The organism is Nostoc sp. (genome assembly GCF_036917535.1).
Taxonomy (GTDB): Bacteria; Cyanobacteriota; Cyanobacteriia; order Cyanobacteriales; family Nostocaceae; genus Nostoc.
In genome coordinates this window covers 48,570-61,634 of sequence record NZ_JBALDA010000017.1, presented here as the reverse complement: position 1 = coordinate 61,634, position 13,065 = coordinate 48,570, and the positions used below count along the sequence as shown (strand labels likewise).

At 38.1% G+C, this 13,065-nt stretch carries 10 protein-coding genes; 7 read left to right on the top strand and 3 right to left on the bottom strand.

What is annotated here, in order from left to right; translation table 11 throughout:
- Positions 1–153 precede the first annotated feature (153 nt).
- Positions 154–300 (bottom strand): hypothetical protein, encoded by a 147-nt coding sequence (locus tag V7K56_RS05905; RefSeq protein WP_334908505.1) that lies wholly within the window; start codon positions 298–300, stop codon positions 154–156.
- A gap of 46 nt (positions 301–346) precedes the next feature.
- On the bottom strand, positions 347–541 hold the full coding sequence (locus V7K56_RS05900; RefSeq protein WP_334908503.1) for a hypothetical protein: 195 nt from the start codon (positions 539–541) through the stop codon (positions 347–349).
- A 683-nt stretch (positions 542–1,224) separates the two neighbouring features.
- Here V7K56_RS05900 and V7K56_RS05895 point away from each other — a divergent pair.
- The 3 genes from V7K56_RS05895 (at position 1,225) to V7K56_RS05885 (ending at position 3,845) form a co-directional block, all read left to right on the top strand.
- A complete protein-coding gene (locus tag V7K56_RS05895; protein WP_334908501.1) occupies positions 1,225–1,674 on the top strand; it encodes a hypothetical protein in 450 nt (149 codons plus the stop codon).
- A 193-nt stretch (positions 1,675–1,867) separates the two neighbouring features.
- Entirely contained in the window at positions 1,868–2,500 is a 633-nt protein-coding gene (locus V7K56_RS05890; RefSeq protein ID WP_334908499.1) for a hypothetical protein, read from the top strand.
- A 295-nt stretch (positions 2,501–2,795) separates the two neighbouring features.
- Positions 2,796–3,845, top strand: a complete 1,050-nt coding sequence (locus V7K56_RS05885; protein WP_334908497.1) for a DUF1350 family protein — start codon at positions 2,796–2,798, stop codon at positions 3,843–3,845.
- 307 nt (positions 3,846–4,152) lie between these two features.
- Here V7K56_RS05885 and V7K56_RS05880 read toward each other — a convergent pair whose 3' ends face one another.
- Positions 4,153–4,314 (bottom strand): hypothetical protein, encoded by a 162-nt coding sequence (locus V7K56_RS05880; protein WP_334908495.1) that lies wholly within the window; start codon positions 4,312–4,314, stop codon positions 4,153–4,155.
- 256 nt (positions 4,315–4,570) lie between these two features.
- Between V7K56_RS05880 and V7K56_RS05875 the strand changes: the two genes are divergently transcribed.
- The 4 genes from V7K56_RS05875 (at position 4,571) to V7K56_RS05860 (ending at position 13,063) form a co-directional block, all read left to right on the top strand.
- Complete coding sequence (locus V7K56_RS05875; protein WP_334908493.1) at positions 4,571–5,746, top strand: patatin-like phospholipase family protein; 1,176 nt, start codon at positions 4,571–4,573, stop codon at positions 5,744–5,746.
- A gap of 436 nt (positions 5,747–6,182) precedes the next feature.
- Positions 6,183–6,743, top strand: a complete 561-nt coding sequence (locus V7K56_RS05870; protein WP_334908491.1) for a nitrate transporter — start codon at positions 6,183–6,185, stop codon at positions 6,741–6,743.
- Positions 6,744–8,494: 1,751 nt separating this feature from the next.
- On the top strand, positions 8,495–11,305 hold the full coding sequence (locus V7K56_RS05865; RefSeq protein ID WP_334908490.1) for a beta strand repeat-containing protein: 2,811 nt from the start codon (positions 8,495–8,497) through the stop codon (positions 11,303–11,305).
- A gap of 276 nt (positions 11,306–11,581) precedes the next feature.
- Positions 11,582–13,063, top strand: a complete 1,482-nt coding sequence (locus V7K56_RS05860; RefSeq protein WP_334908488.1) for an ABC transporter substrate-binding protein — start codon at positions 11,582–11,584, stop codon at positions 13,061–13,063.
- Positions 13,064–13,065: the final 2 nt, after the last annotated feature.

Sequence of the window (13,065 nt, the reverse complement as noted above, 5' to 3'; positions counted from 1 at the left end):
GCGTTCCTTATATTCTTAAACTTTATAGAAGGTGCATCAAATAACAGCTTGGTTATGCCTGTAGTCTTGGTGATCGCCCCTTCCCCCAGAATTGGAACTAGCTGCGATGCCTACGGCGAGCTTCGCTAACGCAGTTGGCATTTTTCTAGTTCTCTATGCTATTGGTGCTTTGGTGAGGGAACTAAAAAGGTGAGATGGCAAGAGCGATCGCTTCTCTAATGAAGTTGCTGTTTCACTAACAGGCGATCGCCAAATCTTGCGGATTCCGCCAGATACCTCAATGGATGCGTAGCTTGCCACCTTTGGCATTGCCTATACATCTTACTTTCAAGCCTGCTCATACCACTTATAAGCAGGCTTTTTTACCATGTTCCTCTAAGAATAATGGCGATCGCCTTGGCACTGCACCGAAAAGCGATCGCACTCTGGACGTCAGCCATTTGATATCAATTTTGATAGCAATGAACTGATTGTAGAGTGAAAGCGATAAGGAGCGATCGCTTGGCTTGTTCCATTTCCGTACCTTGAAGGGACTTGGCAAGGGAGTATACAAACGACGTGGAAGAATCCACAGACAGGGGAAACTTCCGGGCCTATTCCCGTAATTCTGACGATTAAGTTAAACAGTCCTTATCGCGTATTAGCTACAAAGGAAAAGACACTGATAAAATTCTGTTGCTGATAAATGAAGAGTTTCTTAGTGGGGAAGGCTTTAAGGCAGGGAGAAATTCTTCATCAGCGTTAGTGGGTTAGAGACTCTGTGTTAGTCGCGTGCAGTATTCAGATTAGAACTATTGACATTAAAATTGTTACGTGATGTGATGGAATTGCTTTGCCCCCTCCCCGCAGTACATATAGTTGATTGAATCTAGAAAAAATGCTTACCAAAAAATTACCTGCAACAGGCTACGTCGGAGCGCTTTGTATCGCTACTAGCGATAGTGTCCCTGCGAACGCTAAAATCCACATTCTGCACTTCATTTTGTAATATAAATACTTATTTTAATTAATACAAAAAATTTGGTATAAATACACAATTAACTGGGTAATGAATATAGACAGTATGACAAAAATAGCCAACTGTTTAAAATCCATAATAAATTTTTCTAAAATCTGCATAAATAGCTAAAAATCCACAGATAAGACAATTAAAGCTCACTGCCTTGATTCGACTATTGAATGTGTATCCAGAAAATTTGTAAAAGTTAAACAAGGAGAATCATCATGAATTTATTGAAGATGTTCATAAAGTCAGCAAAGATTTTGGCATTTGCTCTGTCACTTCTTATATTATGTTTCACCACAACATCTATGGCAGTTCCAAACACTTTTGCTACCTTAATTATCACGGAAAAAGCTCAAATTACTGATGGGAAGTTCAGTATCGACACAACGACTCAACCTTTGCCAGCTAAAACAGTCGTTCGCTCTGCTAAACTTTTTTTGGTACCTGGTGAAACAGGCACAATCAATAAGATTAAAATTACTGGCCCAAATGGAGTCGAATTTGGGTGTCAAGATATTAAGGTGAAGGACGGGGTTGATTTAATTAAAGCTTGTGGTGGCCCTGCGGTTTTAGAAGCAGGCGGAGCACTTACTTATGTAGCTGAAGGAAGTGATTTTGCACCGAAACTTAACACGAATATAAAAGTTGTTTTATCAGATGACTTTTAGATAACAGTTTCAACGTTAATTACAGTTACAAGACTCGTGAATAAGTTGCTCTAGTTTGAATTCCAAGTACAAATTATCTGAATCAACTTCAGCGCAAAATATTTGTGCTTGGAATAAATCTTGCTATTTTCATACATGACTTATGCTAATAATTTATCCCTTAATACATTTAAGTCTTGCATTGAGCGAATGGGTGTTAATAAGCTGGGCAATTAATCAGTGGCGGCAATCAACCAGCCTAGCAATGATTATTTTGCCTATAGTGCTAGCAAGCATTAGCTATGACAATTTTATTCTTTCAATAGGAAGTCTAATTGGTGAAGGAGAGGTTTTAAAAACTCTCAGTATACTACGCTTTTTCTTACACTACTCAGTTGTACCACTATTTATTGTAATTGGTGTTGAACTCGCTCACCGCGCTGGTGCTGGTTGGGCAAATAATGTAGTACGGATTTTATCTTGGGTAATTGCATTAGGACTTGCTGCGATAGATGTTGCCAGTAACTATATAGGATTGGAACTAGTTCCAGTCCAGTTTATGGGTGTCTTACGCTATCATGTCGCCAATTTAAGTGGTCTTCCAATTATCACGATTGTAATTAATCTGTTTGTCCTACTAATTGGTATTGGTATTTGGATTAGGCAGAAATGGTGGTGGTTGTTTGTGGGAACGTTGATTGCTATTGTTGGTAACGCTATACCCTCTTCTCTAGTAGGTACACTCGCTGGTAGCACATCTGAATTTTTAATGGCTATAAGTTTGTTGTTAACTGAGGAGATTTCTAGTGGAATGCCTAGATTGAGTGTCCAAGGCAAAGGTGCCTAGAGCATAAAAATCCTTTTTTGCTTATAACAATTTTTGCTTATAACAATTTATAAAGTGTTTCAAAAACTCACAGAAAATGTAATATACAGTCAATCTAAAGTCTTTAATTATAAATTAGAAAAATTACTGAACTTCTGGAAAATATACTGCCAAGGCTACTGCACTTAAATATGAAATTTTTAGTGATTGGCGAATTCTATATTTCTAGAAAATATTCAACTTAATTCAAGCCTAGTGTGACGTTAAAAATAATTATAGTCGCCATGATTGATACTATTGCTCAATTAAGAAGATTATGAATCTAAAGCTAAGATTTCAACCAGTTTCTTTTAGTTGGGTTGCTCTACATCCCCAACCAAAAGGAGTAATACAATTTATTGGTGGAGCTTTTTTTGGTACATTTCTCCCTATGTTTTTTTATCGTTATCTACTCGAATGTTTATTCAGGCAGGGGTATACAATAATTCTCCTACCATTTAACTTTACTTTTGACCACTATACAGAAGCGGGTTTTCTCATTAGAGAACAGTATAAACTCATGCCAGAATTGGTGAGAATGGCAGAATTAGCAGGTTATGACTATAAAACTTACCTAGATGATTCTAACTTTTCTTGGATAGCTCATAGTATTGGCTGTAAATACATTGCACTTTTAGAAGCTTTTAGCACCCTACCTAAAGAACGAGATCAACTAGAAGTATTTATTCTGGAAATTATCAAAAAAACTTCGGTAAAATTATCCCCACACAAACAAATAGAAAAAGTTAAAAGTATTGTTAATGATTTAGAGAATCTAATTGGTGAGCTTGATGATAAACGCTCAGAAGCTAAAAAACTAACTTCCTATTATGTCAATCAAGATGTAGCAAAACTCCAAATCCATTTTGATGAATCAGATGTAAAAATTAACAGTATATTTATTAAAAGTCAACTATCTATACTATTAGCACCCGTCAATACAGGGCTTGACAGTGCCATTAAACCTAAAGCCTTAGCAAATTTTCTTATCAATCTTGGTTTGAATGTCAAACCAACTCCCGAAGAAACCGAGGCTTTAATTGAAAATAGTAAATTCTTTAATTTGCTTGGCTTGGTTTATTTCCCTTTAGATAATATAGGTAAATCTACACGGGAATGGTTCTTCAATCACTTAAAAAAGCCCCCAGAAGATTTTCGAGCAAAACTCAAAGGAGGACATTTAAGACCTTTAGGATTACGTCTAGGTAATTTAGTTCTCAATTTTCCAAATAATTTTTTTGTTACTCCTATTGAATCTGTAAACCGAAGAAATGCAGAATTTGAAGTGTACGTACTCCAACTGCTCAATCATTTAGAACAAAAGTGAAAAGACAATAACAAATAATTTCGATTTTTCCTCCGCCAAAATCCCAAAATTGGGTTAAAAACATCATTGATTTTATAGTACAAACATTCACTTTGAAAGGGCTATTATCATTTTCTACTTGATACGAGCCTTTGAGGACTTTCCCATCCATAGCAACAGTTTCTCCAGGAACTGATTTAATGTCAAAGAAATTCGCAAGGCATACTGAGTATTCCTGATAATTTATGTGTAATCAAGTACGACGCACTGTCTTGTAAGAAGGTAGCCTATTTTTTGAGGGTTTAAAAAGGCCAATTAACTGCTCGCGCTAGCTTGAAATCCAATCTCCAATTGCTAAAAATCCTTTATTTCCTGCGGCAATCGCCAGTGTGAAGAGTGCCAGACATAATCTTCGATTATGTCGCTGTCCGGCGCGACGGCGAAGGTCTTTTATATCTGCAAAAGCTTTTATAATTTCGATTTCAGACACAGTAGTAGATGCTTTAAGTATAATTTGCGCTGCATTTTACCATATTGCACTTTATTTTAGAATGAAATAGCCCTGCCCTTATGGAGAAGTAAGCTATACGTAGTGTCTCGTAGAGAAGACGATTCGTTAAAAAAAACTTAGGTATTCTTCCAGTCGGATAAATCGGATAAGTCGGATAAGAGTAAACAAGTTAATGGAACCATATTGTGATTCATCTCATGATGCTTGTCCACAGAAATAATCAAAGAGAATTGCTATGTCCTTCAAAATTTTGGCTTTAGACGGTGGCGGTATTCGTGGAGTTGTTGCAGCACGAATACTTCAACAAGTAGAACAAGAAATTAGAACTCAGGGAAAAGGAGAGTTTTTACACGAATATTTTGACATGGTTGCTGGTACTTCTACTGGTTCAATATTAGCAGGAGGGATTGCTATAGGAAAGGAGAGTAATGAACTCATTAAACTGTATAAAAATAGAGGTAAAGATATATTCCCTTTGGAGATAAAAGAGCGCTACGAAAACTTTCCGTCCATCATCAAATCAATTATTGATGTATTTTCTCCATCTAAATATTCTCATGATGGAATCACTAGCGTACTCAAAGATGCCTATAAATCCACAAAAATCAAGGATATCGAAAAACCCATTCTTTTGATTCTTGCTTACGATACGCTATATCGCAACACAACCTTTTTTACAAATTGTCATCCCGATTTAGGAGACAGATGGTACGATGACTGTTATTTATGGGAAATATGTACCGCTTCTGCCTCAGCACCTACTTTTTTTCCACCATATAAATTAGAACCTGTAGATAAACAAAAATTTGGTGACTGGGAATTCCCACACATTGATGGAGGAGTTTCTGCTAATAACCCTGCTCTTGCAGCTTTGAGTTTAGCGATGAGGATTAGCCAGTCTTCAGTATCTCCAGAAATCAAGCAACAATATAAACTAAATAATCTGCGATTGGAAGATATTTCTATCCTTTCTATTGGCACAGGTCAAACTGGTGAACCATATCAATATAAGCAAATCAGCAAATGGAGAGGCTTAGACTGGATCAAAAATCTTACTAACATCTTTATGGAACCTACATCTGAGATTGATAGTACGATTTGCCGGCAAATCATGGGTGGATACGATTCTAAACGTTACTTACGTCTTCAGTTTGATTTAAATGAGACATTTAAACCCAAACCAAAAGAGACTTATAAAGATCCTCGCATTGTATTACCTCCAGAAGAGCGGAAAAATAAATTTACAGGGGAAAAAGTCAGTGAAGAAATAGATAATACTAATTCCGAGATTCTTCAGCAGTTAATAGATACTACCTCTGCATTCATCGATCGCGGTCTTACGTACTACACCAGAGACGATTCCGGTTCTCCGATAAAAAAGGCGATCGCGTCTTTTATTAGGGATAACTAGCGATATGTGTCATTATTTACAAGTGTCTACAATTGGTTGGGGTTTGAATACCCCATCCAATTGATCTCTACACCCTGTTCAAAACTTTTTCTGGCTCGTTCCATCAGCTTAGATAATCAAGGAGCGATCGCACGTAAGCTTTAGCAATAACTGCCTTCTTTAATAAATTATCGAAATTGTATTTAATTTACTAATTAAAATTTGCTTTTCTGATAAAGTTTAGTAAAGTCAAATTTTACCACTTCTTTGTCTACTACTATCACATCGTAATAATACCTAAGTTTTTTAATTAGTAATTAACAAGGAGAAGATATAAAAAATTTTTTAGCAATAAAATAGAATGTGTAATCCAATACATTTTTCTCAGCCCTGTTTTGTGTTGTTGCCGCAGTATTTACCGAATGTTTTCCATGAGAACTGAGGCAGAGAAAATAATATGTTTTTAGACATTTTAGCTAGCCTGCAACGGTTATTTGTTGGTTATATTCCAGCCGCTGTATTGGGTAGTTTCATTGGATATTTAATCGGGATAAATAGCATGATTTATCAGCTATTTCGGCTGATATTTCAGATACCACATAGTATCCCTCCTATAGCTTTGCTACCGATTGCCTTAATTACGTTTCAAGAGAGCGATTCAGCTGCTATTGTAGTAGTTTTTGTGGGAACTCTCTGGACGATGATTATTAATACGGCAATAGGTATGCAGCATTTTAAAAGACAGAATAATAACTTTCGTGTAGCTATATTTCATATATTTCATGCTTTGAAAGTTAGCATTTGGGTAGCCTGGTTTATTGTTATTGCCACAGAAATGTTAACAGGTCCAAGAGGACTTGGCTTTACCCTCTGGGATGCTTATAAGGCTGGCAATGCTGATTACATAATCCAGGTAATTTTATACATTGGTATCATTGGTTTTTTGCTAGATCAGTTACTAGATTTCGCAGCCTATATTCTTTCGCAAATGGTTTCAGATGGGAAAAAATCTTCTTAAACTCGCACGAGCTTTGAAATAATCAGAGTTCGTGCATTACGCCAATAACAATCTTGAACAGCTCGCGTGCAGAGATCCACCATTACCTTCGGCAATGAAGATTCGCAATGCACCCAGCCGTGAACGACGGATCGGTTTGACCAGATCATAAGGAAGGATGCGATCGCGATCGTACTCTTATAGTTAGCGTTGCCAAAAGAAAATAGCACCGACTGAGCTTTAAATATGACATAACTATTTTCTTTGCCTACTTAAATAAGAAACATGTATTACGTTAAATCGATACATAAACGAAAACGGTCGTAACTGCATATCATACTGATTGTATGAAGAATTCATTAAGTAAAAGGCAATAAATTTATATATATACAAGTACTATTTGACTTCTACTACCACTTATATGAATACTATACTGATGTCAATTTAAAAAATTTTTGCTAAACATAACGCGCGTTCTCCCCGATATTTTGAGGAGGGGTCTTATCTATATATTGATATTGCATTCTTTTTTCAAATTGGCACGATTAAAGAAATCCATTATTTAATAAGTAGGAAGACACAAATAAACTTAACTATATCAGTCAAAGGCAAAATAGCTAAAAACTTCTTTTCTTCTGCCTCCTGCCTTGTCCTAATTACAATTATTTATATCACTCTACTTAGGCCTTCATTATGGTGGCGACTATTTTTTTATAAAAATCTATTTTTGTTCAAAATTTACCAATATAGTCCAGTTTCTGAGCCACCGTCCTCAGTAGTTGTGCGATTTCTACGATCAGCTACGCCTACGCTACAGGAGTATGTTTGGTGGAGATAGTTATCCCTAAGTAGCTTTTAATAACGTGCCAATGTTCTACAGCGATCGCTTTCAACTGCTGTAATTCGTCGTCATAACCAGAGCAGCATAACCCCAGATTTCAAAAACTCTTACAGCTTGCTTGTCTACTAGGGGAACAACACGCTACACAAGCAAATCAAACAACCATTTAGCTGCTGTTTAGCTGCTGTATTTAATGATTATTGGCTATAAAGACATGAAGAATACATGAAGAATACATAAAGATAAGTACTGACATTATACTGATTGGCAAATAATGTGAAGAGTATGCAAAGATATGTCCTCAAGTGTAGACATCTCAGTAAATATTCAGATATGGTTATCAAAGTGTTATTTAGATGTTCCCTATTTTTAAGCTAGACACCCACGGGCGATAGCCCACAACAACTGCATAAAAATTCTTTCCCTATCGAAAGTGAATTATTCTCTATATTTACAACAGTAGGGCTACGTTTTGATGAAAAATATGAAGTGTGGGTTTTAGGCATTCAAGCTTGATTTTTCGACACTTTGTCAGTGATGGCTGGGTTGATCTGTTGATCAAGAATGATAGAAAAAGTGTGAAAGCATCTGTTTTCCTAATACACGCTCATAAATATGGACAATGCTTAAGACTTAGATAGTTGTAAATAGCATCATTAACGGGTACACAAATAACGAATGAAAAAGGAAATAGGGAATTAGCTAAAAAAACTAACTTTGAACCTCCTGCCTTTTTCAAGTCAGTTAGATAAGTTTTACTTACAAGCTTATCAATAGGGTAAATCTTCGAGAAAATTGCTAGCCCTCAAGGGTGACATAAAAGTATGTCGAAAGCGTTAACTCTCGGCAATTTCTGTGTATTCATAAATAACATTAACAACAAGTTAATAACTGAAGTTACTCAAAAAATCGATTTAGGAAGATAAAAGTTATGGTGAATATCATTGGAACCAACGGTAAAGATACTCTACTGGGTAGTCAGGGTGCAGATACAATTAACGCTAAAGTGGGTGATGATATCATCAATGGCAAAAATGGTAACGACCTTTTGAGCGGTGATGCCGGAAATGATACCCTCATTGGTGGTGCAGGGAATGATACTCTCCTTGGTGGTACGGATAATGACTCTCTCCGTGGTGGTACAGATAACGACTCCTTGCGTGGTGGTACTGGTAATAACATAGTGCAGGGTGATGAGGGAAATGATACCCTTGATGCTGCCTATTCTTCTGGAAATAACATCCTCAGTGGAGATGCTGGGGATGACTACCTTGATATTAGCTATTCTGTTGGCAACAATAAGGTTTTAGGCAAAGACGGCGATGATTCTTTTTACGCCGATGAAGTCCAGGGTAGAAACACTCTAAATGGAGGCGCTGGTAATGACACCTTCTATTTGTCCGCCTCAAAAACTGCTCCTTCTTCTTTAACGACTCAAAGCGTAAATGGAGAAACTGGTGAGGATTACTTGTCTATATATTACACCAGTGCTACTAAAGGAATCACTTCGAGTTTCGATGCTGCTACTAACACTGGTTCAATTAAGGCTGGCACAAATCAGATTAACTACAACAATATCGAACAATTAGAAATTAGAGGTACAACCTACGCTGATTTTATTGTTGGAAGCAATGGCAACGATTTACTCTTCGGAGGCAGTAGTGGCAATGATTCAAATTATGGCAATGATACGATTTTTGGTGGTGAAGGTAACGATTGCTTAAATGTTGATTATTCAACAAGCGATAACATCCTTAACGGTGGTGTTGGTAACGATCAATTCAGTGCTACCTCTTCAACAGGTGATAACCTGTTCTCTGGGGGCGATGGCAATGATAATCTCTCTGCGTCTAAAACGGATGGCAATAACACCCTCTACGGTGGTGCTGGTGACGATCAATTAGATGCTAACTATTCAACAGGCGATAACATCCTCAATGGAGGAGATGGCAATGATTCTCTTAGTGCCTCTGGCGACTATGACTATTCCGCCTCTTTTACCTCCGGGAATAACACTCTCAATGGTGGTGCTGGTGACGATCAATTGAGTGTTAACTATTCAACTGGCGATAACATCCTTAATGGAGAAGATGGCAATGATTCTTTCTTTGCCTCTGGCTACTACGACGACAAAAAAGCCCAGGGTACGTTTGGTAATAACATTTTCAATGGAGGAAATGGTAATGATTCCTTCTCTTTCGTTTTATATACTTCCCCACCTTCCTTAGCGACTCAAACAGTAGATGGCGGGACAGGTAAGGATTTGTTGAGCGTTTCGTATATCTATCCTAGTGAGGGAATCACAACAACATTCAATGCTGCTACTAATACTGGCTCGATTAGGGCGGGCACGGATCTGATTAACTACAAGAACATCGAAGGATTACATATCTCAGGTACAGTCTACAATGACTTGATTGTGGGAAGTAATGGCAACGATACCCTTTCGCTCTACGGGAGTAGTAGTGGCAATGATACTATCGATGGGGGAAAAGGTGATGATTTATTGGAAGCCTATTATTACAGTAATTCTAGCGGGGGTAAGGGAATCACTTCAACTTTCAATGCTGTTACTAACACTGGTTCAATTACATCAGGCACGAATCAGGTTAGCTACAAGAATATTGAACGATTAAATATCTCAGGTACAGCCTACAATGATTTGATTGTGGGGGGCAATGGCAATGATACACTCACCGGAGGCGATCGCGGCAAAGATACCATAGATGGAGGCAAAGGTGACGATTTGTTGTCCTTCTATAACTATTCTATCAGCCAGGGAATCACTTCGACATTCAATGCTGCTACTAACACTGGTTCGATTACAGCAGGCCCGAATCAGGTTAGCTACAAGAATATCGAACAATTAAATATCTCAGGTACAAACTACGATGATTTGATTGTGGGGAGCAATGGCAACGATACCCTTGCTGGGGGAAATGGAAATAACACAATTCTCGGCGGTGCAGGTAAGGATTACTTGACTGCTGACTATTCAAATGGTAATAATTCGCTCTCTGGTGGTGATGATAATGATTCTCTTAACGTCTCTGGCTCCTATGACGACTACCGAGGCGATTTTGATCTCGATGCTATTTCTGGTAAAAACACCCTCAATGGTGGCGCTGGTGACGATAACTTAGTTACTAACTATTCATCAGGCAATAACCTACTCTCTGGGGGCGATGGCAATGATACTCTGACAGCCGCTGGTTCAGCCTCCTTATATTCCTCATACAGAGCTTATACTGTCTCTGGGAATAACACGCTCAATGGTGGTGCTAATGATGATCGCTTGATTGTTGACTATTCATCAGGCAATAATCTACTGGATGGAGGCGATGGCAATGATACTCTCACAGCCTCTGGTGCCTCTGGTAAAAATACCTTCAAAGGTGGCAAAGGTAATGATAACCTCTATGGAGGAGCTGGTACTGATACCTTTGTTTTCAATAGTTTCAATGAAGGCGTTGATAGCATTTTTAACTTCAACGCGACTAATGAACTGATTCAGATATCGGCTGCTGGTTTTGGTGGCGCGTTATCAGCAGGTTTACTCTCAGCTAGCTCTTTTACCCTTGGAGCATCTGCAACAACGAGCAATCAGCGATTTATCTATGACAATACTACAGGCGCATTATATTTTGACCAAGATGGCAGCGCGGGTGGATTTACTCAGGTAAAATTTGCACAACTATCTGGTGGAGTGTCACTAAGTCAAAACAACTTTTTAGTTGTTTAATCCTCTACGCCACAGTCAAATAGAAATCTTCAGAATGCGAGGTGTTATATTGGGCACCTCGTATTCGATTCATTAATGGAATTATTAAACCACGCGGTAGAATAATTACTTCAATCAGTGCAAATAGCGAGGCGATGTCATGTGCTTCGTTCCCCGCCAAGAGCAAGCAATTGCCCATCTCTTTTAAGAGCGATCGCTGATAAATTATTGAGAGATCGACAAAAAACCTTAAATTGAGTATATCTATTCAGTTTAAATATAAGCTCTAGAAGTGTGGTGTCCAGAAAAAAAGCCAATCAAATTACTCAAGTCCTGAAGAATCAGCACAGAGCTAAGGAAGCTTTTAACGTAGTACCAAGACTAACTAACCGTCGCTACGCACTTATAGCATTAATCCTCTGCTTGATAATTGTTGCTTGCACTAACACATATCAATCCTCCTCTTCCCCACTTAATAAGTTATCCAGTAAAACTACAGATTTAAAGATTTGGTGGGATAAGGGTTCTAATTTAGAAGAGGATGAGGCGCTCAAGCTGCTGATTAGCAACTGGGAAAAAGCAAGTGGTAAAAAAGTTAAGTTGACTTTTTACACTAATGATGAACTATCCGAGAAGACTAACAGGGCACTTCAAGCGCACAATCAGCCTGACATTGTGATGAGTAGCAGTGCTGAGAGGGAACTGATACCACATCTGGCGTGGGATGGTAAACTTGCAGATATTTCGGATGTTCTTGAGCCGGTCAAAAGTCTTTATTCTGATAGTGTACTAGAAGCTGTTCATTTTTATAACAATGTTGCTAAAAATCGTAGCTATTATGCAGTCCCAATTAATCAGTTAACAATTCATATTCATTATTGGCACGATTTATTAAAGCAAGTTGGTCGGAGTCAAAAAGATATCCCTAAAGATTGGGATGCTTTTTGGGAATTTTGGAAACAAGTGCAAGATGATTTACAAGCACAGCCAAAACAGAATCAAAATCCAAAAATTTACGGGTTAGGTTTTCCTTACTCCGTTGCTTCTGCGGATACTTATTACATATTTGAGCAAATTTTAGAAGCATACAATGTCCAAATTTTAGACTCTAAAGGTCAGCTTTGCCTCGATGACCCCAACGTGCGAGGCTCAATTGTTAAAAGCTTAGATTGGTATGCCAAATTTTACCAGCAAAACTACGTTCCACCGGATGCAGTCAATTGGTTAAATCCAGATAATAACCGCAGCTTGCTCAACCACGCTGTAGTGATGACACCCAACACCACTCTTTCAATTCCGGCGGCTGTGCGTCAAAACCCTGAGATTTATCGTCATCAGCTTGGCACTATACCATTTCCCAACAAACCTAATGGACAGCCTATGCGTTACTTAGTCGCAGTTAATGCCGCAATTTTGTTTGCTGAGTCTGACAACCAGAAGACAGCCAAGGAGTTTTTCAGGTATTTAGTTCAACCATCAACAATAGGAAACTACATTAAAGCTGCTGGAGGTCGGTATCTACCAGTGATGAAACCAAATTGGAAAGACCCTTTTTGGACAAACCCAAATGATCCACACATCTCAACTGCTGCTAAGACATTAATCGAAGGTTCAACGCGCCCATTTTATATTGTCCAAAACCCAGCTTATAGCCGAGTTTTAAAAGATAATGTTTGGGGTAAGGCTCTCAATCGAATTGTTGTAGATAAAATTTCTTCAGAGCAAGCAGCTGATGAAGCGATCGCTCGGATTAAGCAAATTTTTGACCAATGGCAGTAAGC

Excerpts from the sequence above, each read along its gene's own strand:
- V7K56_RS05895 (WP_334908501.1), top strand. The coding sequence starts at position 1,225 with ATGAATTTATTGAAGATGTTCATAAAGTCAGCAAAGATTTTGGCATTT.
- V7K56_RS05885 (WP_334908497.1), top strand. The coding sequence starts at position 2,796 with ATGAATCTAAAGCTAAGATTTCAACCAGTTTCTTTTAGTTGGGTTGCT.
- V7K56_RS05875 (WP_334908493.1), top strand. The coding sequence starts at position 4,571 with ATGTCCTTCAAAATTTTGGCTTTAGACGGTGGCGGTATTCGTGGAGTT.
- V7K56_RS05870 (WP_334908491.1), top strand. The coding sequence starts at position 6,183 with ATGTTTTTAGACATTTTAGCTAGCCTGCAACGGTTATTTGTTGGTTAT.
- V7K56_RS05865 (WP_334908490.1), top strand. The coding sequence starts at position 8,495 with ATGGTGAATATCATTGGAACCAACGGTAAAGATACTCTACTGGGTAGT.